The sequence below is a fragment of the Chryseobacterium sp. R2ACT005 genome, assembly GCF_049949215.1.
In the GTDB taxonomy this organism is placed as follows: Bacteria; Bacteroidota; Bacteroidia; order Flavobacteriales; family Weeksellaceae; genus Chryseobacterium.
In genome coordinates this window covers 1,121,655-1,146,015 of sequence record NZ_CP188192.1, presented here as the reverse complement: position 1 = coordinate 1,146,015, position 24,361 = coordinate 1,121,655, and the positions used below count along the sequence as shown (strand labels likewise).

Sequence of the window (24,361 nt, the reverse complement as noted above, 5' to 3'; positions counted from 1 at the left end):
ATTTAAAGATTAAAAATTTCCAGTGGCAGGAAGCTTTGAGGGAACTGAGATAAACTTATACTGCTGTTTGATCTCTACATGAATATTTAAACCTTATATATATTGGAAATTTGTACGGGTTTTGTGGTGTGTGGTTTTGTTCAGCAATAATCAAAATTTTTCAGTTCAAAAGGCTAGCTTTGCAGGAAAGCTTTATGATGGGTTTAAAAAGTTTTTTTCTACTTATAGGTTTACTGGCAGGCTTCTGTTTTCAGGCACAGACATTACATTTGTATGGCGGTGCAGATCAGGACCAATATCTGGGATGTTTAACCTGTGATCAATTTGATAAAAATTCGATATGGAATAAGTTCAGCGATTACGGAAATGTTTTCAATTCAAAATCAATCTGGAATGCATATGGAAATTATGGAAATCCTCACAGCACCTACTCTCCATGGAATGAATATGGAGCTTATCCTCCGGCAATCGTTGATCAGGATGGAAATTTCTTTGGGTTTCTTACTGCAAATCCTTATAAATCTGAAAGATCTGAACTGGAACTGGCTGTGATTTTATGCAAGCATCATGAAGAGATTAAAAATGATGTTAGCGGATGGTATGAGAAATTGTTTCGGTAATCCATGAATTCTCACCTCTCCTGTTGGAGTATTCGTATAAAAAAGACTGTGAAAACATAAGGCTGGATTCCTGCTGAATGACAAGTATACCGCATAGTTTATCATTCTGTAGGAATCTAACTGTGCAAATTAAACTTTTTAGAGAATGACTGTGTATATTTGTTGTTGACTCATTTTTTACAGATAAAATTAATTAACTTTCACTTGATTCACTTCAAAACGAAACTCGCCCATTATGCTGAATGATTACAAAAAATATGAATTATTTGGAAAGACTCTGATACAGAAAATTGATATGACAGGGCCATTCAGATATGATTTTCCGGTTTCGGAGCAAGCCTGTTTTCTGTACGTGATCAAAGGAGCATTTCAATATAAAACAGATGAGCAGGAATTTGATGTTCCCACCAACTATTCCCTGTTTCTGAACTGTATCAGCTCGGGAAAGCATATTCAAAATTCAAATTTAGAAAGTCACTGTCAGGTCGTAATTGTGACCTTCTACCCGGATATACTGAAGAAAATTTACGACAGAGAATTACCTTCCTTATTGCAGAGACCTGCAAACACAGTTTCAAATCAATCCAGTGAGAAAATAAATAATGATTTTCTGATTCAAAAATATGTAGAAGGCTTACTTTTTTACTTTGAAAATCCATCACTCATTAATGAAGATATATTAATTCTTAAGCTAAAAGAGATCATGTTATTACTGGCTCAATCACAGAATGCAAGTGCCATACAATTGATTTTGTCACAACTTTTCTCTCCAACAGCTTACTCTTTTAAGCAAATTATTGAAGCGAATTTATTTACGCAGCTCACCATTGAACAGCTTGCAGAACAGAGCAATCTAAGTATATCATCCTTCAAGAGAGAATTTGCAAAACTCTATGACGATACTCCCGCCAACTATATAAGAAACAAAAAACTGGAGAAAGCCGCCGAATTGCTCTTAATATCTGATGAACGCATTACTGATATCGCATTTGACTGCGGATTTAATGATCTGGCGACTTTTACAAAAAACTTCAGCGATAAATATCATATTTCCCCGTCAGGTTATCGTCAGGAGCGGAAAGAAAAATAACTAAAAAACTATTTTATACAAATTATACAGGCATTTCTTATTTCAATAAGGAGTGTTTTTTTTGAACTAAAATCTCAAATTCTTGAACGAAATCACAAAATCATTTCTGTGATTCTACCGCAAATTTGTACCATCAGTTTCAGGGAATGGAAATAGTCCCACAACTAAAAACTGAATGAGTATACATTTAAAATAATATCAATATGCATCTATCAATTTTAGGAATTTTTCATACCATCATTGGCATCACAGCACTTGTTGGCGCCATTATAGGATTTATCAAATATGGTAAAATCAATCTGGCTCAGCTATCCGGAAAGGTCTATTTTTACGGTACGCTCATCACCTCACTTTCAGCATTGGGAATCTCAAAAGCCGGAGGTTTCAATGCAGGGCATGTATTCTCGTTATTTATCATTGTTTTGATCTCTGCAGCGTACTTCCTTTTCTCAGGTAAAAAAGAAAGCAGGAAGGCAAGGTATTTTGAGAATTTTTTGCTGTCATTCAGTTTTTTCCTGTCTCTTGTTCCCACAATTAATGAGACTTTTACAAGAGTTCCCATTGGACATCCTTTGGCTAAAGATATCAAAGACCCGATCATTGGTCAGACTCTTCTTGTCGTTTTCCTGCTTTTTGTAATGGGATCTATCTTTCAGTTTATGAAGCAGAAAAAAGAGAATGTTGAAATTTCACGTCTTCAATAGGATATTTGTATTGAAAATTGGAAAATATAGAAAATAAGGCTGGATTCCTCCGGAATGACAAATACAACGCTTAGTTTATCTGTACCGTTTGTCATTCCGGAGGAATCTCTGTATAAATGAAAAGCCGGAAGATTGTTGGAAAACGCAAAGTCGCAAGGAGTTTTTCCAAGTTGTATATTTTTAAGGTGCAAAGATTTTATCTCCGATAAAATGCGATAATGTCAAAAGCTGGATTATTTATCTGTATGAAGTTCTTTTTTTATCTCTGAAATATTAGCTAAGTTGTGTCTGAAAGTCGTCGCTCAAAGTCAAAACACCTTCTGCAATAGCATCCTGATGGGTGGTAAAGCCTTTCAATTTTGAAGTTTTTCCTTTTAAAACAAGGTCTAAAAGCTGTTTATCAGATAATTTTTTACCGAAAATTTCAAAGGTAATTTTGAATCCACAGTTTTTGAAATCGGAACATCCTACTGCTGTTTTTCCTTTGATCAGGTTGTGTTCTTTACATTTCGGACATTTCGTTTCTTCCCAGGACTGAAGTTCTTTTTTCTGTGCAGGTTCTCTTTTTTTCTTTTCCTTCACTTCTTCTTTTTCCTCTTCCTGAAGGGTAATCACTTTTCCTTTTCCATACACTACTTTTTCAGTAAGCTCGGTAACCATCTGAATCAGTTCTTCTTTGAAAAGATTGGCTTCATACTCTCCTTTTTCTATTCTACGAAGTTTTGATTCCCATTCACCCGTCAGTTCCGGACTTTTTAAAAGCTCGTCTTCGATGGTGTCAATCAACTGAATTCCGGTTTGGGTAGCGATGAGGTTTTTCCTTTTTTTCTCGATGTATTTTCTTTTGAAAAGGGTTTCAATGATGTTCGCTCGCGTGGATGGTCTTCCGATCCCGTTGTTCTTCAACATTTCACGCAGCTCTTCATCTTCAACCTGTTTTCCGGCAGTTTCCATTGCTCTCAGCAATGTTGCTTCGGTATAAGGCTTTGGCGGCGTTGTTTTCCCCTGGTGAATCATCGGATCATGTGGTCCGGTTTCTCCTACAATAAATTCAGGGATCGTTTGTTCTTCTTCTTTTTCTTTTTCCTTATCGGTGGTTTCTTCTTTAGGTTCTTTGGCATAAACGGCTCTCCATCCTGCTTCAAGAACCTGCCTTCCGCTGGTTTTGAAAGGAATGGTTCCTACTTTTCCTTCCACCAGGGTATTGGAAATTTTACACTCCGGATAGAATACGGCTATAAAGCGCTTTGCAATCAGATCATAGATCAGTTTTTCTTCCCTGCTCAGATTCTGGGAAGGTGGAATTTCCGTAGGAATGATCGCATGGTGATCGGTTACTTTGGTATCATCGAAAACAGCTTTCGATTTTGGAATCGGAGCTTCCAGTAACGGAGCAATCAGATCCTGATAAGGATACATCTTCTGAAGAATTCCTGTTATTTTCGGATATAAACTCTCGGATAGATAAGTTGTATCAACACGTGGATAGGTTACGTGCTTCTTTTCATACAGACTCTGGATATAATTCAACGTATTTTCTGCTGAATATCCATATTTTTTATTGGCTTCCACCTGAAGTCCGGTCAAGTCGAAAAGTCGTGGATTTTTTTCTTTTCCTTCTTTAATTTCGAAAGAAACAATTTCAAATGGGTTGACTTTAAGGTATTCCAATCCTTTTTCTGCACGTTCCAGCGTTTTTAAACGATCAATTGCTGCACTGAAAAGAACATCACGGTATTTGGTCTTCAGTTCCCAATATTCTTCTGTGGTAAAGGCATCAATTTCTTTCTGGCGCTGCACCAGCATGGCCAATGTGGGAGTCTGTACCCTTCCAATGGAAAGAACGGCTTTATTTCCGCCAAACTTCTTCGTAAAAAGCCTGGTCGCATTGATTCCCAACAACCAGTCTCCTATGGCTCTGGCATTTCCGGCCAGATAGAGGTTTTTATAATCTTCTGCAGGTTTTAAACTTGCAAAACCTTCTTTAATCGCATCTTCCGTCAATGAAGAAATCCATAAACGCTGGATGGGTTTGTTGCATTTTGCTTTCTGCAATACCCAACGCTGAATGAGTTCTCCCTCCTGCCCGGCATCCCCGCAGTTGATGACCTCATCACATTCTTCGACCAATCTTTCAATCACTTTAAACTGATTTTCAACGCCTTTATTCGGGATCAGCTTGATTCCAAAACTGCTGGGAATAATCGGCAGTGAAAAAAGATTCCAGGATTTGAACTGAGGACCGTAGTCGTGAGGTTCTTTCAGGGTGCAAAGATGTCCGAACGTCCATGTCACGCAATAGCCGTTTCCTTCCATATAACCTTGTTTAGGCGTGGTAGCGCCCAATACTTTGGCGATATCTCTGGCAACACTGGGTTTCTCGGCAATACATAATTTCATGAACTCGGGTTTATTGAAGGAGTGCAAAAATCGTGATTTTTTTTGACATTGCAAATTGGGACATATATTAACTATAACATACAAGACTACTCACTTTATTTTTTATGTAGATGTCTGTTGATAGCAGTAAATACTACGTGCTTTCTTTTTTTAATTTGATTCATAAAATGGTCTTCTTCAAATATTGTACAACAACGTTTTACATAAGAATAATAATTAGATTCTTTTTTATTATTGGAAGAATAATGTGAAAATTCATAGAACCCTCTATCATTCTTAACTAATGAGTAACGTTTTCTATCTAGTTTTTTAAGTTCAGTACTTTCAGAATCTTTAACCTTTAAAGGTCTATTATAAAGCTTTTTTATTTGATTAATATAGATTGCCTTCCTTGCTTCTGGATTCTTATCTAATAAAGCCCGTGCTCTTTTACATCTTCTCTTCGTTATAGAAATAATTTTTCTATAATAGGACGATAAGTTAGCCGATTTTATAACCGTTTTATATCCTCTGAATTCAAATCCTAAATATAATAACGGAGTTTCTTTTTCTGCTTTTGTTATTTTATTTACTTTAAAACAAGTCAATCTTTTCTGATTATGTTTAGGAGAATAATTAATATTTCTGAAAATAAATTTTTCAGTTTTATTTTTACTTATTTGAACTTTACTTTCTTCCACAAGATCGTAAATATATTTTTCAATAATATCCGCTTGATCAGGCTTACAAATTATTATAATATCATCCGAATATCTCTTATAATAAGTTTCTTTTTCAATCACAATATCATTGACAATTTTTAAGTCAAAGTCATATAAATATAAATTTGCAAGAAGTGCACTAATTGGAAGTCCTTGTGGAATTCCTATATTTATTTTTTCTTTGGAAAAAAATGGATTATTATAAATTCTAAGTTTCCCTTCTTTAATCGTTTTCCTAAACTCTTGATTACTATAAAAGAAACCCTTGAATCCTTTTTCTCTCCTTATTTTAGCTAGTTTTGATTCATCAAACCCTAATCTGCGCCCTTTCTTATTTTTCTTTTGTATCCTTAGATCATCGAGAAGTACATATCTAAATTTTGTACAGGCTTTAAAAACATTATAATGGTCTTTTGGTAGCTCATCGACTTCTAAAAGCCATTTCCATTTTTGTTTTAAAAATCGATGATCTAAACTCGAAAAAAAACTTTTCAAATCAAAAGTCATAACACAAACATCTTGATTTTTACCTCTTTCTTTTATTTCATCAAATGCTTCTTTTGCAAAGTGAATTGTACTTTTACCTTTTTCATTTTCTTTAGAAATTGGAATTTTACGATAAGCATTTACAGAAGCATCTAATAAAGGATTTTCTTTTAGTTTGTTTTCGTAAAGCTCATTAAGAATCTCTTTATAGTATCCATATACGAGTGCATCCATGTGACTGGCATAGTGCAAAGGGCGAAGCTTATGTGTTCTCTCCGGTTTGTTGGTTTCTTTATGAAAATGACAATGTTTACGATTATCGTTATGCTTATGCTTTTCAGGATCTCCTTTCTTATATTTTCTATCTTTTAAAATGGTATGTATAAGTGGATAAAATGCATATTTCGCTATATAATTTTCATTTGTAACATTACGATAATACCTCTTCCAATCTTCTCCTATTTTAAGAGAAGGAGACAAATGCAAATAACCTTTTTCTTTTATCCAATCTGGTTTTTCCATTATAAAAATTGCTTGTAAAAAGACAATAACGTTTTATAATTACATACAGCTTACGCCCAGATAAGTACCCAACTACTGAGTCATTGAAAATTTCGTAATTATTAATAGAAGCACTATTAGGCTTAGTCCAAACTGTGTGTTTAGAGCTAATAACTAACACTATAATACAACATGAAAGCAAAGATAAGATATAAATTTATCCTTTTGGTAGTTTCATATATAATTTGTATATTGCTACTAATACTGTCAGGCCTCCCATGTATGGGGATATCAGCACTGATGAAATTATTAATCCTTATAATCCAATTATTATAAGTAAATCTTTTAACTCTAAAAGATCTTTTATCTTAATTCTAGTTGTAATTAAACTTCTTTTTACAAGCAACTCAAAAATAGTCATTTATTAGTATATTTGCTTAATAACTTTGAAAATATCAATAAACATGGAAAATTTTTCCATTGGAGATTTTATATGTCTTAAAAATCATCCATACTTTGAAGACAATAACTTCATTAAGATAGCATCTAATGCTAATATGACTCCTCCAATCATGCTCATTGGAGAAATATTAAATAAAAATGAATACAATAGTTTAACCGGCAAAGCGGTTGGAAAACAATTCAAATGCTATTATTACTCCCATAAAGAAGGAAAATTTCATAATACTTGGTTTAAAGAGGACGAGATAAAAAAACTGGACTCAATAAATACATATTTAAATTTAGAAAAGTTAATTTCTATTGAAGACTATGAAATAGATTATTTAAAGAAAACCTACTTAAATAATCTTGTTTGCCTAAAAAATGTTGATTTTGAACTTAACAAAAAGAAAGTATTTATAGAAAACTCTAATGGATTAAGAGCTAATAAAGAGCAAAATCATCTAGATTTTTTACCTCCTGTAATGACAATCATTGATATTGTTAAAAACAAAGAAGAAAAAAGGTTTTCGACAAAAGATCCAGAACTACTTGAAAAAGATTGCTCTAAATACTTATTTAAATGTAGATGGTATAACCCTCAAACGACCAATTATTCAGAAGAATTTTTACCTTCAAAAATCTTAGGTTTAGTAACTATTAATATAAATTCATTAACCAAATTAAAAGATTTAAAAATCAAAGACATATACTATCTATATTCATTAAATAAAGATGAAGAAATTGTTTTTGAAGATTCTTCTTCAAAACTAAAAAAATCCTTATTGATGGTTAATGAAATTGTATTTAACCATTATTATTATAATTTTGAATATTTTGATCTTTTATCTCAAAAAAGGATAGTAAAACCGATTTACGAAATCAATTCTATTATGCAAAACGTTGATAATTCAGAGTTTTGTTTCAATATTGAGAAAGTCTTTGGTAAAAGTTATCCTAGTTATAAAAAAGTTTTCACTGGAATTGATGAAAAAATTTTTACTCCTAATGAATATTTCTTAATAAATTATACAGACAAGGTAGATAAAGTTACCAAAAGAGTAATAAAAGTAATCGGTATAGATCATTATACAGATTCGGAAGGACAAGATTTTATCTTTGTTATTGCAAATTGTACTCTACGAAATGGACGTATACGTCATTTTAATATAGACAAAATATCTAAAGTTGTAGAAATAAAAGATGGAACTAAATTATTTGAAGAATAAATAACAAAAAGCCCCCTTATAAAAAGAGGGCCGGATCAACAATGTAATGAAACTAGTTCATTATTTCTTTTGAGCTTCTGAAATGGCATCGGCAATTCCACCGCCTGCGGTTTCAAAGAAGGCAGGGCCAGCCAGAAGATATACTTTTTCTAATTTTTTTGTAGTGGATAATTTGTGTTCTTTCAAATAATTTTCAGAACGGTTGGCATGTACAATTCCTTTTACTACGTTTCCAGCGATCAAAGCGGTTGGAGAGTCTATTCCTGCATCTTTAAGGTCACTTGCAAAGGCAAAATTGGTAACGCCTAATCTCATGGCTTCGCGGGCTGCCACTTCTCCTACGGAAGTCATTAAATCAGGCGTGAATTTATTACGGTCACCCAAACCGATCAGTAATAATTTCTTTGCAGACATCGATCCTGCAGGTGGTGTAATTAAAAGGGTTTCTAAAGAATGTCCCTGAAATTGTCCAGCCTTTCTGATATTGGTTAATTCTCCTTTTAAAGCTTCATCCAGGTGAACCAGTCCGTTCAATTTAGCAGGTAAAGCCTGAGCACTGAAGATGTCTCCTTCTGTATATTCGAACACACAGGCTACCTGAAGCTGGGCATCGGCAGAGGAAGGCCCCTGTACTAATCCTACCATGGAGATTCCGTCTACGGTTCCCCATGTTTTAGAGGTTCCGATAGCGGTTGTTTTTGCAGGTGCTGTAGTAATTATTTGTGCAAAATTTAACGTTGAAAATGCTAAAGCTGCGATTACCAGTGATTGTTTTAATGTATTTTTCATGAGATTTATTTTTGTCGTTAATTGTTTTTTGTTGCTTGTTGAGAGTTTTTTTGTTGGATACCGCAAGGGCGCTAAGTTTTCCCTAATGCTTTTTTTAAGGCGCAAGTCGCTTTGCTCCGGCTATTTTTATTTTTTCAAAGGTAGTTTCAGTGATCAAGAGGTACATTGATGTGGGATAATTTTGTTGCAGATTTTAGGATATTCTTGTATTTTTTATAACATCATATTTCTTTTAAAATTTAAATACAATTCTGGAGTTGATAAAGAGTCCGTCTTTGTGGTTATCGATCACCTCGTTGATGAATTCGCCTGTATTGAAATATTGTATTCCTGTATTAAAGGTTAAGAATTTATTGATCTTATAATTAAAGCTTCCTAAGAAAGCAGTTCCGATGTATCTTTTCTTTGAATTTGAGGACGGCAGGTTCAATGTTCCGCTCGGTCTGTAAATTCCGTCCTGGGTAGAATATCTCCAGTTGAAAACGACATCTGCCTGAACGGTTATTTTTTCACTCAAATCTACGGTTGCATAAGGATGGATATCAATCAGATTGACAGGGCCAATCTGGGGATTAAATCCAAAATATCCTCCTTTCGGATACAGAGGATTGAATGTTCCCAGTTTTCCGTCTCCTTTATTGCTGTCTCCTGAAATATAATCATTTCTGAGATTGATGGTCGGTTTTCCTTTTACATTTTCAAACATATATCCGATGTCTGCAGAAGCCGTCCATGCACTGATATTTCCTTTATTGAAGTTTCCGAATTGATAAGCTGCTTCAAAATTGTAGATAAAACCACCGCCATATCTCCAGAATCTCCCTCCGAAAGTATGTCTGGTCTCATCTGAAATTCCGTCTTCAAAGCGTACATCTTTTCTGTGAATTCCCAAATAATACAGCTCCAGATTTCCACTTCTGGGAATAATCAAGGTATTGTAACTTCCCCAAAGATTGATAGATTTTGAAGAGGTATTATCAAATGCTCCGGGGCTGATTTCACTGGCAGCCATCATAAAGGCATCAGATCTGAAATTCCATCTTTTGTACATGAATTTTACGCCATCGAAATACAATCTTAAATTCGGTCCTTCTCTTACTGAGATCAGTCTTCCGCTTCCATAATCCAGTTCCTGCCTTCCCGCACGCACCGTCAGCTTTTCTTTGTCATTTTTCAGGATATCTACATCAATGAAGAGATTCTGGATATTCAAATGGTCTTCATCAATTGGCCTTGGTCCGTTCTTTCTTCCGTTTTCCCAGGCACTTCTCACCTGTCCGAAAATTCTTACCCGCGAGCCCAGATGCAAATCAGCGTGTATATTATATCTCTGAATCAGAAAGGGATTGCTTCCAATTCCTGATCTTCCCCAATCTTCATTATTAAAATCCACAAATTCCAGTCTTGTTTCTCCTCCCAATGACAGATAGTTGTTGTTTTCTGTAACCGGGATATATTTTATGGAGTTATAAAAAGTTTTTGCAGAGTCTTTATATGCAGCATAATCTTCATCAAACCTCATCAGCTTAAACTGAGCAGAAAGCTGAGTGGGAATAAAAATCTGCAGAAAGAGTACAATGGCAACCAGTTTTTTCATGATTATTTCTTTGTTAAAAAATTATCAACTGAGTATTTTCCAGATCCCACAAACAGTAAAAACAGATAACATAAGCTATACATAAAGGGGGTATCTTTCACTAATAATGCGTCATTCCAATGAAGGATAAAGTAACCTGTAAGGGTCACCGCCAAGATGGGCAATACTGCAATTCTTGTGAGAAACCCAAAGATGACAAACACCGGAAACACCAGATTGGCGGCATCAGCAAAAAGACTGTTGAATGCTTCCGGAAGGTGTAGTGGATTTGGAACCTGCTCTGCTTCTGAAACGCCTACCCCTAATTTTTTTAATCCGTGGGCTACGATTAATTCTACAGAAAGTAAGATCCTGAAAACCAACAGTGCAGTATCTGTTAATTTTCCTGCCGGATTGGTATTGATGATGGTATGGATTAACTTTTTCATGATTTAAATAGAATTTTTAAGAATGAGATTGAGGGGATTTTGTTTAACCGCAGATGACACAGATTGACACAGATGATTGTGGTTGCTTTGATGTTGCGGGAGGTTTTGCGTGTAAGACCACCCCGTCAAAAATTCTTTGAATTTTTGCCACCCCTCCAGAGAAGGGGAATTTTTACCCTCTTCAGTTGAAATACTTGTAGCTTTTGTGGGTTAAAACTATTTTGTTTGATAACCTCCGTAATATTTTACAGGTGACCAGTCCGGAATGACCGGAAGAGATACCGGAGCGGCAGTTTTATAAGTTTCGTCTCCGTAAACTACTTTTCCGTCTACAATCGTCAGTTTGGAAGTAATATTTTTAATGTCTTCATCATTGACCGTGAAATAATCTTTGTCTAAAATGGTAAGGTCTGCAAAATATCCCTTTTGTATTTTTCCTTTCTGATAGTCTTTTATTAATTCATATCCGCCATAAGTAGAAAGGGATAGGGCTGTCTTTCTATCCAGGGTATTTTCTTTACCCATTACCTGGTTTCCCCCGATTGTTTTTCCTGTAGTAATCCAGTATAAAGCAACCCATGGATTGTAGCTTGCTACTCTGGTTCCATCCGTTCCCAATCCTACAGGAATTCCCATTTCAAGCATTTTTTTCACCGGAGGAGAAGCTAAAGCAGGCTTTTTTCCGTATCTGTGGATGAAGCTTTCTCCCTGATAAGCCATTCTGTGCTGTATGGCAATTCCGCCACCCATTGCTTTAATTCTTTTCATATTGTCTTCAGTCACGGTTTCAGCATGATCAATAAACCAGACCAATCCGTTCAAAGGAGTTTCTTTGTTGACTTCTTCAATGACATTCAAAAATCTTGTAATACTTTCATTATAGGTCGCATGAATTCTGAAAGGCCATTTATTTTTTACCAGAAGGCTTACGACTTCTTTCATATTTTTTTCCATGGTTGCAGGAAGCTCCGGTCTTGGGAAAAGGAAGTTTTCAAAATCAGCTCCATCTGATACCAGGTTTTCCCCGCCTCCATTTACATGATAATCTATTTCGTTGAAATCATTGTGGCCATGGTCGTCAATCTCTACCATCCCTATCCATTTGGTATAATCTGCGAGTTCGGATCCTTTTTTCTGAGCAAATAAATAGTAAGGTAAACGAACAGTAATTTTCCCTTCTTTGTTCAATTGGTCTGTCGTTCCGTAATCATCGGGAAAATTCTGAAATCCTCCTCCTGCATCCATTACCGCAGTAACACCTAATCTGTTCAGCTCAGTCATGTACTGAAGGGTAGAATTTACTTTTTCTTCTTCTTTCAGCTCCGGCAATTTGGCTAATGTTGAATAAAGAATAAATGCATTGGGCTCTGCCACCAGTAAACCTGTAGGATCTCCGTTGTTGTCTTTCTCAATTAAACCTTGTGCAGGATTAGGAGTTTCTCCATTGATATTGAGTTCCTGTAGCCCCGCTTTGTTCAGCCATGCTTTCCCATAAAGGTACATGATGAAAGTGGGTACATTTCCTGTTGCTTCATTAATTTCAGCCAGTGTAGGAAGTCGTTTTTCTTCAAACTGATATTCATTCCAGCCTCCAATCACTCTTACCCATTGTCCTTTTGGGGTTCTCTGCGCCTGTTCTTTCAGCATTTCCAGCGCTCTTTTTAAAGATTTCACGCCATCCCAGCGAAGTTCAGTATTGTAAAATCTTCCTCCACGAATCACATGCAAATGGCTGTCAAACAATCCAGGGATTACTCTGTTTCCTCTAGCATCAATGACTTTTGTATTGCTGCTTTTTAATTTTAAAATCTGGGCATTCGTTCCGGTTTGTAAGATTTTATGGTCTTTTATAGCTACAGCCTGTACTTCAGGATTTTTATCATCCATTGTGGTGATCTTCCCATTGGTAATAATCATGTCTGCTTTCTGAGCGTGCAGGATTCCTGTCCCTAAAACGGCAGAAAATATAAGTGTATTCAGTAATTTCATTATTTCAATATTTAAGTTTGAAGGTTTCGGCAGGCTTTCAGCCTGCCGAAACAGACCATTAATGTTTTAACATTTCCTGAGCATACTGAATTCCAATACCGTAAGCTCCACCATATTTTTTCATCAAATCATTGACTGGTTTGTAGGTTTCTTTTCTTGCCCAGTCTCGCTGAAGTTCCAATACATACTGAACAGAAGTAATAGGATGTGCTCCGGCCTGAACCATACGGGTGATTGACTGATCATGAGCTTCTTTAGAAATATCCCCTGAAGCATCTGTTACCACATATACATCATATCCCTCGTCAATAGCTGATAATACTGGTCCTACGATACATACACTTGTCCATAATCCTGCGAAAACCAGTTTCTTTTTATTTTTGCCTGTAATTGCTTTGTGAGCATTAAGATCTTCCCATGTATTCATTGTAGTTCTGTCTACATATCCGCTTGTTGCTTCAGGATATACTTCTGAAATTTCAGGGAAAACAGGTCCGCTGAATGATTTTTCTGCCACCGTTGTTACCACTGTTGGAACATTAAAAATCTTTGATCCTCCCGCTACAAGTGCCACATTGTTTCTTAATTCTTCCATGCTGATACTTTTTGTTGCAAAAGCCATCTGCCCTTCATGGTCTATCAATACCACAGCATGATTAGTAGGATTTAATAATGATTTTCCAGGGTTTTGAGCGGATGCTGTTAATGATAATAAACCAGCTGCAAATGATAGGATTAATTTTTTCATAATGATTTAATTTAAGGGTTGCTATTTCTATTGAATTTTTATTTATAGTGTCATTGGTACGTCCATCACAAGGATTTCTGTACCTTCTTTTAGTGCTTTAATATTGATATCCTGAATATCCCAGACTCCGAATCCATCACGTTCTTCCAAAGTCTCTCCGCCTATTTCTGCGCTTCCTTTAAGAATGAAAACATACATTCCGTTTCCTTTTTTTCTGATCTGATAAAGTGTTTCTGTATTCTGATCAAAAGTTCCCAGATGAAACCAGGCGTCCTGATGAATCCATACTCCTTCGTCATCCGCATTGGGGGAAAGGATCTGTTGAAACTTATTGTGTCCTTTCGTTTTGTCTAAAGTGATCTGGTCATATCTTGGAGTGATATTTCTTTTTTTCGGGTAGATCCAGATCTGAAGGAATTTTACAAGCTTATCACTGTTTTTGTTGAACTCACTGTGCATGATTCCGGTTCCTGCACTCATCACCTGGATATCTCCGCTTCTGATTACTGCTGTGTTCCCCATGCTGTCTTTATGTTCAAGATCACCTTCCAAAGGAATACTGATGATCTCCATATTGTCGTGAGGATGTGTTCCAAAACCTCTTCCTGCTTCCACTTTATCGTCATTCAGGACTCTCAGGACTCCGAAGTGCATTCTTTCAGGATTGTAATAATTGGCAAAACTGAAAGTGTGCTGGCTTAATAACCATCCGTGGTCTGCTTTTCCTCTTGAGTCTGCTCTGTGGATGACAGAGTTATCTTTTATTTTTGATTCTGTATTAGGAAGATGATTGTATCCGATGGGTTCTAATGGTTCGATCTCATCAATCTCGTTTTTCATAGCATTTGCCAGAGAAGCTGATGCTACAAACATTCCTGTTCCGAGTAATCCTTTTTTAAAAAAATCTTTTCTGTCCATATCTACGTTGTTATTTGTTCGTTTTTGATATGACAAATGTAGAGCGCTGAAAAACCCTGCACATTTAACTAGTTTAATAAATGACTTTGCAGCAAAAAAAAATGCCGGATACTTGTGTAACCGGCAGTATGATGATATTTAAACTTTTGAGGTATGTAAGAGTATTTAAGAATAACTATGTTTAGATTCCTACGGAATGACAAATAATACGCTTTTTCTCTCCATACAGTTTGTCATTCTGTAGAATCTCACCTTTGTATTCATCAGTATTTATTCTTGAATTGATAAAATAAAAGAGAGGGTTCTTAAAACCTAAAGGTTATTTCTCCTTTGAGGCAAGACGTTTTCTGATGGTACTTACAAATTCTTTTGAAACCCCAAGGTAGGAAGCAATATAATATTGTGCTACTCTTTGTGGGATTGAAGGATATACTTTAATAAATTCAAGGTATCTGTCTGAGGCAGTTTTGGAAATGGTATTGACAAATCGGCTTTGCAGTGTTGCCAGATTCCTCTGAACCAGCATTCTGAAAACTCTTTCAAATTTAGGGACTTCCTGCAGTAGTTTTTCTTTTGTTGCAGGATTCAGCATATAGATTTCCGAATCTTCCAGCGTTTCAATATACACTTTAGAAGGTTTCTGTTCCTGAAATGAGGCAATATCACTGATCCACCAGTCTTCAATGGCAAACAGCAAAGTGACTTCAGATCCATTATCATCCAAACAATACATTCTAAGACATCCTTTGTGAATATAGCCTTCAAACTGACAGATCTCTCCTTCTCTCAGCAAAACGGTTTTCTTTGGAAACGACTGGCAAGAGAGCAGATCTGTAAATATTTTTTCTTCTTCGGGGGTGATTGAGATAAATCGGGTAATATTTTTGATGATATTTTCAAACATAATGTCAGGTTTACCCCTGCAAATTAGGAAAAAGACTGTAAACTTCATTCTTTAAAAGTCCACTTCCTCCTCCGTAATGCTCAATCACTTTAACATCTTTATGTAAATCAGCGCAAAATATTTTAATATCTTTTTCAAAATCTTCATCAAGTCCTGAACTTAGAAGAACAATATCTACCGCATTATCTCTTATATATTCATAACAGAAATTTTCCTCACTTTGTATTTCGGCAGTCCAACCTTCATTATTTTCTATAATTCTTTTTAAAGTCTCGAGAATTTCCTGATTCTTTCCAATGACTAAAAAATGTAATGTTTTCATGTTTTAAGATTTAAAATTCAAGGTTCAGAGTTTAAAGTTTATAGCTGTTGATCTCACTTTTACAAGTGCTTATTCCCTGTAATCTTCAGTTCGTTCAGATCCAATTGAGATTCTGCTTTTCTTATTTCGTCTTCGCTGAAGCGTTTTTCACGTTTCATTTGAAACAGTTCTTTTCTCTGCAGGGCAAATATATCCAGCATCACATTGTGATATTCTGCCATATCGTTTCGTCTGTTGGTACACATTTCCAAAGAGTTTAAATGATTCTGATGAAGTTTAATATCGGTTTCCAGAGCTTTTTTAAAATTCTCGAGCAGACTATTGCTGTTCACCAATTCATTATATTCTTTATCAAGTTTTTGGACAGCAAGCTTATCCAGTCTCATTTGAATCCCGGCCTGCTGTTCATGGGAAGGAAGAATAGGATCAATTTCCTGAATTTTTGTCAATTTGATCACCAAAGGCAGTGTCAATCCCTGAAACACCAATGTCACAAAAATGACTACAAATGTGATAAAAATGATCAGGTTTCTCATCGGAAATTCGGCCTGACTGTTCATCATTACCGGTATTGACAAAGCTGTAGCCAAGGATACAACTCCTCTCATTCCTGCCCATCCTATAATTAAAGGATTTTTCCATCCCGGACTTGGATCACGGCGGGCTTTTTCACTCAGCCATCTTGGGATATGAGCCACAGGATAAATCCATAACAGACGTACTATAATAACGATCAAACTTATAATTAAACCATATTTGATTCCTTCCATTAATGAAATTTCGCCCAATCCATTGATGATATCCGGAAGTTCAAGCCCTATTAATACAAAGACCAAAGCATTCATTACGAAAATCAGGGTATTCCAGACCCCTGTCATATTGATTCTTGTAGTTCCTGTTTTAAAAATTTCATGAGCACGGAAAGACATAAATAAACCTCCGCTCACTACAGCCATTACTCCCGAAAAATGAAAATGTTCTGCAGAAAGAAACAGAATATAAGGCGTAATTACGGTAATGGCAGCATCAATGGCGGGTGTAGTAGGTAAAAACCGGTGAATTGCATAAAAAATATGAGCTCCGGCAATTCCTATTACAATTCCCATTCCTGCTACCAGAAAAAACTGCCCTGTTGCTTCATGCATTGAAAAAGCTCCTGTCATTACTGCGGCCAGCGCAAATCTGAAAACAATCAGTGAAGAGGCATCATTAATCAGGCTTTCGCCTTCCAGTATAGCAAGAGTGCGTTTTGGAACTTTTAATCCTTTTAAGACTGTGGTGGCAGCAACAGCATCCGGTGGTGAGACAATTCCTCCCAATAAAAATCCTAATGCCAGTGTAAATCCGGGAATCAGCATCTGTGAAGTATAGGCAACTACCAGAGAGGTCAGAAATACAAGACCAAAAGCCAGCAGGCTGATGGGACGTTTCCATTTCCAGAAATCATTCCATGAAGTATACCAGGCTGCTTCATACAAAAGAGGAGGTAAAAAAATTAAAAATATAATTTCGGGATCCAGCTTTAAAACAGGAACTCCCGGAATAAAACTAATTCCTAATCCGGCGAGCACCAGAAAGATAGGATAAGCAATTTTAATCCGTTGTGCCAGCATGACCAGCATCATGACGAGTAATAAAAGTCCCAGTATTAAAAGTAGTTGTTCGTGCATTTTCTTTAGGTTATAAGTTTTGGCTAAAGCCAATGGAATATTTATTTTCTTAAGGCGGGCTAAAGTCCACCTCTATTGAATAATTAATGATGCTTGATAGATTCCTCCGGAATGACAAATATTACGCCTTATCTATCCATTCACTTTGTCATTCCGGAGGAATCGTAACTTTACTTAAACACATTAAAGGTCTTTAAAAATTACGAATAATTTTAAAGTTAAAATACTTATTTAAATAGTATCAAGTTGGCCAATTCAATTTCTTCCTCATTAATAGAATGTCCAAAATTGGCATATACTTTTTCTGTCACCTCAGCATTCATTTCTCGTAAAATATTGGCTGTAGCATATACTCTTTCTACAGGAACATGAAAATCAGGGTTGCTGGTTCCCAGAAAAATAGGGGTTCCGGCGAAATCTCCTTTATAGTTTTCACGATTGATCTTATCTCCTATCACTCCACCAATAATGGCTGCTGCTCCACCGAATTTCTGAGCATTGCGGGCCAGAAATTCAAGGGTAAGGCAGGCTCCCTGAGAAAATCCGAAAAAGTATATATTTTCCGGTTTAATTCCTGCTTTTACGGCGGCTTTTACTGTTTCTTCAACCATTTCAAGGGCTGATGATAACCATGGTTCGTTTTGTTCTACCGGTGCTATAAATGAAAAAGGATACCAGGTATGATTTAAAGCCTGTGGGGCTAATAAAGCATAGTCTTTTACATTCAAATGTTGAGATAAACTCAGAATATCCTGAGCGCTTCCTCCACGTCCATGAACCATAATCAAAGCTTTTTCTGCCTGATTTAATGGAATTCCTGCTGTTTTTATATTTAAAATATGACTCATTATTTCTATCTGAATTTTTCTGTTGGATAATTAATTGCGGGAAGAACTTCTTTCAGACGTTCTCTTCTTTTTTCAAACTGCTGTGGCAACTGCAGATCTTCTCCTAAAAACGCTGCTTCTTCATCTACATCGAAACCAGGGCCGGAAGTTGCAATTTCAAATAAAACACCTCCTGGTTCTTTAAAATATACGGAAGTAAAATATTTTCTGTCTTTCACTTCGGTATGTTCCAGTCCGTAGGCATTTAATCTTTTTACCATTTCCAGCTGAGATTCTGCATCCGGAGTAGCGAAAGCTACATGATGAACAGTTCCTCTTCCAGCTAATCCTTTCAATGCATTAGGAGTAGACAATAGATCTACATATTTTCCAGGCATATTTTCTGTTCCTAATCTCAATCTGTCAGAGCTTTCTCTAATCACTTTATGATCCATCTGAGTAGTAAGAAGAGCTGCTGTTCTTTCGTAACCATCATGCCAGATTTCTACGTGATGGATTCCTTTGACGGCATAATCTTTAGGAATATAACCATTGTAATATCCTTTTCTTTCATCCTTATCATTAAAAACCAACTCCAAACCCAATCCGTCAAAATCTTCAAGATAAATAAAAACTTCTTCTGAGAATCTTTGCTGTGGCTGTTTGAAAGGAATATTAAACTGTTCCAGACGGTTCATCCAATAATCCAGAGCTTCTATAGAAACTGAAAATGCAGTCGTATTGAGCATTCCTTTCCCGTGTCTGCCATTGATCAGATCTTTGCCATACGGAAAAGTAGTCATGATCGTTCCCGGTGTTCCGTATTCGTCCCCGAAATAAAAATGATAAACATCTGAGTAATCAAAATTGACCGTTTTTTTGACTAAACGAAGGCCCAAAACACCAGTGTAAAAGTCTATATTTTCCTGTGCATTGCCGGTAATTGCCGTAACGTGATGCAGTCCTGTGATAAGTTTCATTGTGTTGAAATTGTTAATTAATTATTGTGATGGATAAAAAGGCAAAATTGCGAAAGGGTAAAATAGCAAATAAACGAAGAAGGCGGAATGGTAAAAGGAAGAAAAATCTCTAGGATTGTTTCCAGAGGCAACATACAATGTTTAGATTCCTACGTGATGACAAGGTGGACGGATAAATAAAGCGCATAGTTTGTCCATTCCGAAGGAATCTATGCTCTTACCATCTCAAATTCTCTTACTCTAAAACCCTAAAACTCGTATTCAAAAACCCGAAACTAAAAAACCCGCATCCCGAAACTCGCCTCTCAAACTCACTACAGTTCTTCTTTCATCCACACATCATTATATTCTTCCGGATGACGTTTGAACTGTGCGTGAACATACGGACATAACGGCAGAATTTTTAAATCGTTTTCTCTTGCGTAGGAAACCAGTCTTTCTAGTAAAATTTTAGCAAAACCTTTTCCTTCATATTCCGGATGTACCTCAGTATGATAAACCGTCAGTTTTTTTCCAATGACTGAAATATCCATTTTACCTGCTTTATGATCGTCTGAGAAAAGCTGGATTTCTCCTTTTCTTCCTTCTAAAACTATTTCTGTTCTTTCCATTTTATTGTTTTTAATTCTTAATTCAAAATTAGCATCTTTATCAATGATGACCGATGATCTATGATAACTTCGGAAGTACTCCTTCTATTTTCTCACGCATTCCTTCGTACTGTGCAGGAAGCTTCAGGTTTGTTCCCAACTCATTCAATGGCTCATCTACCGTGAATCCCGGATTGTCGGTTGCAATTTCAAACAAAACACCTCCCGGCTCACGGAAATACAATGAATAGAAATAATCTCTGTTGATTTTCGGAGTAATGCTTAGTCCAGCAGATAATACTTTTTCACGATATTCCATCAGAACGTTGTCATCTTTCACTCTGAATGCAATATGATGATTGGTTCCGGCAGCATTTCTTCCCGCAGGAATTGTATTGTTTTCAATAATATCTACAAGATTTGCCGTATCAATTGCATCGGTAGCCAATCTGTATCTTTCTCCTTCCTGTTTCTGCAAATCGTAACCTAAAACATCAGTCAGAACTTTTATTGTAGGATCTGCTTTTTTTAAGGTTAAAGTTACATTATGGAATCCTTTCAATGCATATTCATCTTTGATATCATCAGTTGTCCATACTTTTCTGCTGTCTTCACCTGCAGGTTCTATCAACTGTAACTGAAGACCGTCAGGATCTTTAAAAGAAATCATCTTTTCTCCAAATACTTCTTCTTCTTCTTCTTCCACATTTACATTAAAGCTTTGCAATCTGTTTTTCCAGAACTCAAGACTTCCTTTGGGTACTGAATATCCAATATGGGTAGCCATTCCGCTTCCGTTATTTCCTTTACCAATTCCTTCCCATGGAAAGAAGGTAAGAATGGTTCCCGGTGTTCCGTTTTCATTCCCAAAATAGAAATGATAAGTTCCCGGATCGTCAAAATTCACTGTTTTTTTCACCAGTCTTACTCCTAAAACCTGAGTATAAAAATCTAAATTTCTTTTGGCATTGTCTGCTATTGCAGTAATATGATGCAGACCTAATATTCTATTGTCCATTGTCTTTAATTTTTATGCTAAATTACAGTGAACAGAAATGCTGCGCATTTAACTAGTTTAATAAATAAAAAGATCCTATGATCTTGTCGCGTTGATCTGATAATAATAAGTTGATTTAAAATTCACAGATCTAATGGGAGTTCCGGCAATAAATAAATTAAGGTTTATAAATAATCTACAAAATAAAAATGCATCAGAATAAATTTCTACTTGTTTTCTTTTTAACAATATAAAAATTATTTAATTCTCATAAATTTCAATTTATTTTACATTTTTGATAATGAAAAACAAGCAATATTTTCTATGTTTTTTGAAATAAAAAAGAACTAAAACTGTTTTTTTAATTAAAAAAAATAGTAAACAAACAACTAATAAAACACTAACAAACAATATATTAAACTATTAATAATAAATTAACATTTAAAATGTCTACTTTTTTAGTGGACTAATAAAAATTAAATTATATATTTGCAAACGTATTCAGGAAATAGAATAAAATGAAGACAGAATTAAAAAATAATTTAATTAAGAAACATACCATCAAAAACATGATGAAGGATATCTGTATGCCTGTGCATCGAGAATACTGTGGTTGACCTTACTTTTATTTAGACATATTTTAAAGGCTTTACCACATGGTAGAGCCTTTTTTTATTGAACACAACAACATTAAAAAAATAAAAATGAATAATTCTAAAAACAAATGGTTGATTCCATTGGCTTTTACAAACATCTATGTGATATGGGGAATTACGTTTTTAGCTATTTCATTTGGCTTAAAAGGTTTTCCGCCATTCATTCTTTCGGGGTTAAGATTTCTGGTTGCCGGGATTCTGATGATAGGATATCTTCTTTCTAAAGGAGAAAAAGCAAATTCTCTGATCAACTGGAAGAAAAATGCAATTACCGGTATTCTTATTCTTACCGGAGGAACAGGACTCGTAGCCTGGGGAGAACAATATGTAACGGCTTCAGAAGCGGCCATTTCTATTGCAACCGGCCCGTTCTGGTTTATTGCAATCGACAGAAAAAACTGGAAATATTATTTCTCAGATAAATTTATTCCGATAGGATTGGCCATTGGATTTGCAGGATTAATTATGTTTTTAAAAGGCAGTGTAAACTCAAATGCTGCTCATGCTATTGCCAATGAAAATCTACGCATCACTGCGTTTGTCGTGTTGGGCTTAAGTTCCATCGCATGGGTACTGGGATCTTTATATTCAAAGAAAAATCCGGCTTCTCAATCTACCTTTATGAATATTGCTCAACAGCTTATAGTAGCGGGATTAGCTTCATTTTTAATTGCTTTTATGAGAAAAGAATGGACTGGTTTTTCAGTTTCTGCAGTTCCATTATCGGCATGGTTTGGGGTCCTATTTTTGATCTTCTTTGGATCGATAGTCGCTTATTTGTCGTACATTTGGCTTCTGTCCGTAAAACCCGCTGCCTTGGTAAGCACTCACACCTATATCAATCCTATTGTAACAGTGATTGCAGGCTGGATTGTTGCCAACCAAAGCATCAATGGAGGTCAGCTGTATGGTTTATTCATCATATTGCTGGGAGTACTTCTAACGAATGTCACCAAGTATTTCAGACTTTCAAAACGGTCAAAGGTAAAAATCAGAAGAGTAAGAAGATTTTTTAACAGAGCAGGCAGGCCATATCAGCCTATTTAAACAGAATACAAAATCAGAATGATAGAAATCAGAAACATATCGAAAACATTTCACCAGAAAAAACAGTCCTTTAAGGCATTGGATAAGGTGAGTTTAAATATAGAGAAAGGAGATATTGTAGGAATTATCGGTTTTTCGGGTGCAGGAAAAAGTACCCTTATCCGTACAGTAAATTTACTGGAAAGACCGGATGAAGGGCAGATTATTATTAATGGAAAAGATTTTACCCAGCTCAGTTCTAAACAATTGGCTGAGGAACGTAAAAAAATCGGGATGATCTTCCAGCATTTCAATCTTCTTTCTTCAAGAACTGTTTTTGATAACGTAGCTCTACCTTTGGAACTGGATCATAGCAGTAAGGATGAAATCAACAGAAAAGTCAACGAACTACTGAGGATCGTAGGGCTTGAAGATAAAGCCAATGATTATCCCAGAAGTCTTTCAGGAGGACAGAAACAGAGGGTAGCTATTGCAAGGGCTCTAGCTAATGATCCTCACCTTCTGCTTTGTGATGAAGCAACCAGTGCGCTGGATCCGGCTACAACGCAATCTATTTTGCAGCTTTTAAGAGATATCAATCAGAGACTGGGAATTACCATCCTTTTAATTACCCACGAAATGGAAGTTATCAAAGCGGTCTGCAACCACGTTGCAGTGATCGACAAAGGAAAATTATTAACAAAAGGAACTTTAAGCGAGATTATTTCGGACAAAGAAAACCCGATAATCCGGCAATTTATAAATTCAGACATCATGACCCTGCCACAGGAATTCATTAGCAGACTGCAGAAAGAACCCAAAGACGGTTTATTTCCGCTTGTCGAAATAGAACTTAGCGAAAACATCAGTGTTGAACAAATTCTTTCAGCGCTATACAATCAATATAAAATCCCTTATAAACTTTTAAAGGCTGACGTAGAATATTTCGGAAATTCAAATTTTGGAAAGATTTTGCTGCAGCTTCAGGGTGAGGCTAAAGAAAACCAACAGGCGATCTATTATTTCAACCAAAATAAAATTCAAAATACAGTAAAAGGATATGCTTAGTGATACGGTAATTGCCCTTTTGGCAAAAGGAACCTGGGAAACGGTTTATATGACATTTTTATCCGGATTTTTTGGATTTGTACTTGGACTTCCGGTGGGAATCATGTTATTTTTAACCAGAAAAGGACAACTGCTGGAAAATGCAGTCTATCATAGAGGACTATCTATTCTGGTTAATATTTTCCGTGCCATCCCTTTTATTATTCTGATCGTATGGATGATTCCTTTTACGAGAATTCTGGCAGGAACTTCTATTGGAGTAAATGCAGCTTTGGTTCCGCTAAGTGTGGGGGCAGCTCCGTTTATTGCGAGACTTGTTGAGAACAGCCTTATTGAGGTTCCTCATGGTCTTATAGAAACGGCAAGAGCCTTGGGAGCTTCTCCTTTACAGATTATCAGAAAAGTATTGCTTCCTGAAGCACTTCCTTCTTTAATCAACAATGCCACTATCACTTTGATTACGCTTGTAGGATATTCTGCAATGGGTGGTGCTGTAGGGGCAGGCGGACTTGGACAGGTTGGCTATCAGTACGGTTATATCGGATATGATATTATCATTATGAATACGGTATTAATTTTACTGGTTCTGCTGGTTTTCATCATTCAATTTGCGGGAGACCGGTTGTCAAAAAGATTTGATCACAGGTAGTTGAGTGGGAGTGTCGGAGAGTTTGAGAGTT

At 35.9% G+C, this 24,361-nt stretch carries 22 protein-coding genes; 7 read left to right on the top strand and 15 right to left on the bottom strand.

The window, feature by feature from the left end:
- Positions 1-194: 194 nt before the first annotated feature.
- The 3 genes from ACPF63_RS05250 to ACPF63_RS05240 all read left to right on the top strand — a co-directional run bounded on the left by ACPF63_RS05250 (position 195) and on the right by ACPF63_RS05240 (position 2,414).
- Positions 195-620 carry a hypothetical protein gene (locus tag ACPF63_RS05250; RefSeq protein WP_426482259.1) on the top strand — a complete coding sequence of 142 codons (426 nt, stop codon included), beginning with the start codon at positions 195-197 and terminating at the stop codon, positions 618-620.
- Between the two features lie 235 nt (positions 621-855).
- Entirely contained in the window at positions 856-1,710 is an 855-nt protein-coding gene (locus ACPF63_RS05245) for a helix-turn-helix domain-containing protein (protein WP_180564155.1), read from the top strand.
- 203 nt (positions 1,711-1,913) lie between these two features.
- Positions 1,914-2,414, top strand: coding sequence for a hypothetical protein (locus ACPF63_RS05240; protein ID WP_426482258.1), 501 nt, complete (start codon positions 1,914-1,916; stop codon positions 2,412-2,414).
- Between the two features lie 273 nt (positions 2,415-2,687).
- Here the strand turns inward: ACPF63_RS05240 and ACPF63_RS05235 are convergent, their stop codons facing one another.
- Together ACPF63_RS05235 and ACPF63_RS05230 are read right to left on the bottom strand one after the other, a co-directional pair.
- On the bottom strand, positions 2,688-4,814 hold the full coding sequence (locus ACPF63_RS05235) for a DNA topoisomerase 3 (protein ID WP_426482257.1): 2,127 nt from the start codon (positions 4,812-4,814) through the stop codon (positions 2,688-2,690).
- A 95-nt stretch (positions 4,815-4,909) separates the two neighbouring features.
- Entirely contained in the window at positions 4,910-6,523 is a 1,614-nt protein-coding gene (locus ACPF63_RS05230) for a reverse transcriptase domain-containing protein (protein ID WP_426482256.1), read from the bottom strand.
- Between the two features lie 443 nt (positions 6,524-6,966).
- On the opposite strand from ACPF63_RS05230, the gene ACPF63_RS05225 reads away from it, so the two are divergent.
- Entirely contained in the window at positions 6,967-8,172 is a 1,206-nt protein-coding gene (locus ACPF63_RS05225; RefSeq protein WP_426482255.1) for a hypothetical protein, read from the top strand.
- A gap of 60 nt (positions 8,173-8,232) precedes the next feature.
- Here ACPF63_RS05225 and ACPF63_RS05220 read toward each other — a convergent pair whose 3' ends face one another.
- The 13 genes from ACPF63_RS05220 to ACPF63_RS05160 form a co-directional block, all read right to left on the bottom strand.
- Positions 8,233-8,961, bottom strand: coding sequence for a M17 family peptidase N-terminal domain-containing protein (locus tag ACPF63_RS05220; protein ID WP_426482254.1), 729 nt, complete (start codon positions 8,959-8,961; stop codon positions 8,233-8,235).
- A gap of 232 nt (positions 8,962-9,193) precedes the next feature.
- On the bottom strand, positions 9,194-10,558 hold the full coding sequence (locus ACPF63_RS05215; protein ID WP_426482253.1) for an alginate export family protein: 1,365 nt from the start codon (positions 10,556-10,558) through the stop codon (positions 9,194-9,196).
- A 2-nt stretch (positions 10,559-10,560) separates the two neighbouring features.
- On the bottom strand, positions 10,561-10,986 hold the full coding sequence (locus ACPF63_RS05210) for a DoxX family protein (protein ID WP_426482252.1): 426 nt from the start codon (positions 10,984-10,986) through the stop codon (positions 10,561-10,563).
- A gap of 216 nt (positions 10,987-11,202) precedes the next feature.
- Positions 11,203-12,975: an amidohydrolase gene (locus tag ACPF63_RS05205; RefSeq protein WP_426482251.1), complete on the bottom strand. Its 1,773-nt coding sequence runs from the start codon at positions 12,973-12,975 to the stop codon at positions 11,203-11,205.
- A 58-nt stretch (positions 12,976-13,033) separates the two neighbouring features.
- Entirely contained in the window at positions 13,034-13,723 is a 690-nt protein-coding gene (locus ACPF63_RS05200; protein WP_077418576.1) for a hydrolase, read from the bottom strand.
- Positions 13,724-13,765: 42 nt separating this feature from the next.
- On the bottom strand, positions 13,766-14,641 hold the full coding sequence (locus ACPF63_RS05195; RefSeq protein WP_426482250.1) for a pirin family protein: 876 nt from the start codon (positions 14,639-14,641) through the stop codon (positions 13,766-13,768).
- Between the two features lie 319 nt (positions 14,642-14,960).
- Positions 14,961-15,545, bottom strand: coding sequence for a Crp/Fnr family transcriptional regulator (locus ACPF63_RS05190; RefSeq protein ID WP_426482249.1), 585 nt, complete (start codon positions 15,543-15,545; stop codon positions 14,961-14,963).
- A gap of 10 nt (positions 15,546-15,555) precedes the next feature.
- The gene (locus ACPF63_RS05185) at positions 15,556-15,867 is read right to left on the bottom strand and encodes a hypothetical protein (protein ID WP_219072995.1); all 312 of its coding nucleotides are present in this window, start codon (positions 15,865-15,867) and stop codon (positions 15,556-15,558) included.
- 59 nt (positions 15,868-15,926) lie between these two features.
- The gene (locus ACPF63_RS05180) at positions 15,927-17,537 is read right to left on the bottom strand and encodes a Na+/H+ antiporter (protein WP_077418572.1); all 1,611 of its coding nucleotides are present in this window, start codon (positions 17,535-17,537) and stop codon (positions 15,927-15,929) included.
- A 227-nt stretch (positions 17,538-17,764) separates the two neighbouring features.
- Positions 17,765-18,385, bottom strand: coding sequence for an alpha/beta hydrolase (locus tag ACPF63_RS05175; protein ID WP_426482248.1), 621 nt, complete (start codon positions 18,383-18,385; stop codon positions 17,765-17,767).
- Positions 18,386-18,390: 5 nt separating this feature from the next.
- The gene (locus ACPF63_RS05170; protein WP_426482247.1) at positions 18,391-19,344 is read right to left on the bottom strand and encodes a VOC family protein; all 954 of its coding nucleotides are present in this window, start codon (positions 19,342-19,344) and stop codon (positions 18,391-18,393) included.
- 314 nt (positions 19,345-19,658) lie between these two features.
- A complete protein-coding gene (locus ACPF63_RS05165) occupies positions 19,659-19,955 on the bottom strand; it encodes a GNAT family N-acetyltransferase (protein WP_149386463.1) in 297 nt (98 codons plus the stop codon).
- 58 nt (positions 19,956-20,013) lie between these two features.
- On the bottom strand, positions 20,014-20,952 hold the full coding sequence (locus ACPF63_RS05160; RefSeq protein WP_426482246.1) for a ring-cleaving dioxygenase: 939 nt from the start codon (positions 20,950-20,952) through the stop codon (positions 20,014-20,016).
- Between the two features lie 683 nt (positions 20,953-21,635).
- Here ACPF63_RS05160 and ACPF63_RS05155 point away from each other — a divergent pair.
- Genes ACPF63_RS05155 through metI form a run of 3 tightly spaced genes read left to right on the top strand, consistent with a single transcriptional unit; the run spans position 21,636 to position 24,330 of the window.
- Positions 21,636-22,634 (top strand): EamA family transporter, encoded by a 999-nt coding sequence (locus ACPF63_RS05155; RefSeq protein ID WP_426482245.1) that lies wholly within the window; start codon positions 21,636-21,638, stop codon positions 22,632-22,634.
- Positions 22,635-22,652: 18 nt separating this feature from the next.
- The gene (locus ACPF63_RS05150; protein ID WP_426482244.1) at positions 22,653-23,681 is read left to right on the top strand and encodes a methionine ABC transporter ATP-binding protein; all 1,029 of its coding nucleotides are present in this window, start codon (positions 22,653-22,655) and stop codon (positions 23,679-23,681) included.
- Entirely contained in the window at positions 23,674-24,330 is a 657-nt protein-coding gene (metI, locus tag ACPF63_RS05145) for a methionine ABC transporter permease MetI (RefSeq protein ID WP_426482243.1), read from the top strand. The genes ACPF63_RS05150 and metI overlap by 8 nt, the downstream gene beginning before the upstream one ends.
- Positions 24,331-24,361: the final 31 nt, after the last annotated feature.

Coding starts and splice junctions, on each gene's coding strand:
- ACPF63_RS05250 (WP_426482259.1), top strand. CDS start 195: ATGATGGGTTTAAAAAGTTTTTTTCTACTTATAGGTTTACTGGCAGGC.
- ACPF63_RS05245 (WP_180564155.1), top strand. CDS start 856: ATGCTGAATGATTACAAAAAATATGAATTATTTGGAAAGACTCTGATA.
- ACPF63_RS05240 (WP_426482258.1), top strand. CDS start 1,914: ATGCATCTATCAATTTTAGGAATTTTTCATACCATCATTGGCATCACA.
- ACPF63_RS05235 (WP_426482257.1), bottom strand. CDS start 4,814: ATGAAATTATGTATTGCCGAGAAACCCAGTGTTGCCAGAGATATCGCC.
- ACPF63_RS05230 (WP_426482256.1), bottom strand. CDS start 6,523: ATGGAAAAACCAGATTGGATAAAAGAAAAAGGTTATTTGCATTTGTCT.
- ACPF63_RS05225 (WP_426482255.1), top strand. CDS start 6,967: ATGGAAAATTTTTCCATTGGAGATTTTATATGTCTTAAAAATCATCCA.
- ACPF63_RS05220 (WP_426482254.1), bottom strand. CDS start 8,961: ATGAAAAATACATTAAAACAATCACTGGTAATCGCAGCTTTAGCATTT.
- ACPF63_RS05215 (WP_426482253.1), bottom strand. CDS start 10,558: ATGAAAAAACTGGTTGCCATTGTACTCTTTCTGCAGATTTTTATTCCC.
- ACPF63_RS05210 (WP_426482252.1), bottom strand. CDS start 10,986: ATGAAAAAGTTAATCCATACCATCATCAATACCAATCCGGCAGGAAAA.
- ACPF63_RS05205 (WP_426482251.1), bottom strand. CDS start 12,975: ATGAAATTACTGAATACACTTATATTTTCTGCCGTTTTAGGGACAGGA.
- ACPF63_RS05200 (WP_077418576.1), bottom strand. CDS start 13,723: ATGAAAAAATTAATCCTATCATTTGCAGCTGGTTTATTATCATTAACA.
- ACPF63_RS05195 (WP_426482250.1), bottom strand. CDS start 14,641: ATGGACAGAAAAGATTTTTTTAAAAAAGGATTACTCGGAACAGGAATG.
- ACPF63_RS05190 (WP_426482249.1), bottom strand. CDS start 15,545: ATGTTTGAAAATATCATCAAAAATATTACCCGATTTATCTCAATCACC.
- ACPF63_RS05185 (WP_219072995.1), bottom strand. CDS start 15,867: ATGAAAACATTACATTTTTTAGTCATTGGAAAGAATCAGGAAATTCTC.
- ACPF63_RS05180 (WP_077418572.1), bottom strand. CDS start 17,537: ATGCACGAACAACTACTTTTAATACTGGGACTTTTATTACTCGTCATG.
- ACPF63_RS05175 (WP_426482248.1), bottom strand. CDS start 18,385: ATGAGTCATATTTTAAATATAAAAACAGCAGGAATTCCATTAAATCAG.
- ACPF63_RS05170 (WP_426482247.1), bottom strand. CDS start 19,344: ATGAAACTTATCACAGGACTGCATCACGTTACGGCAATTACCGGCAAT.
- ACPF63_RS05165 (WP_149386463.1), bottom strand. CDS start 19,955: ATGGAAAGAACAGAAATAGTTTTAGAAGGAAGAAAAGGAGAAATCCAG.
- ACPF63_RS05160 (WP_426482246.1), bottom strand. CDS start 20,952: ATGGACAATAGAATATTAGGTCTGCATCATATTACTGCAATAGCAGAC.
- ACPF63_RS05155 (WP_426482245.1), top strand. CDS start 21,636: ATGAATAATTCTAAAAACAAATGGTTGATTCCATTGGCTTTTACAAAC.
- ACPF63_RS05150 (WP_426482244.1), top strand. CDS start 22,653: ATGATAGAAATCAGAAACATATCGAAAACATTTCACCAGAAAAAACAG.
- metI (WP_426482243.1), top strand. CDS start 23,674: ATGCTTAGTGATACGGTAATTGCCCTTTTGGCAAAAGGAACCTGGGAA.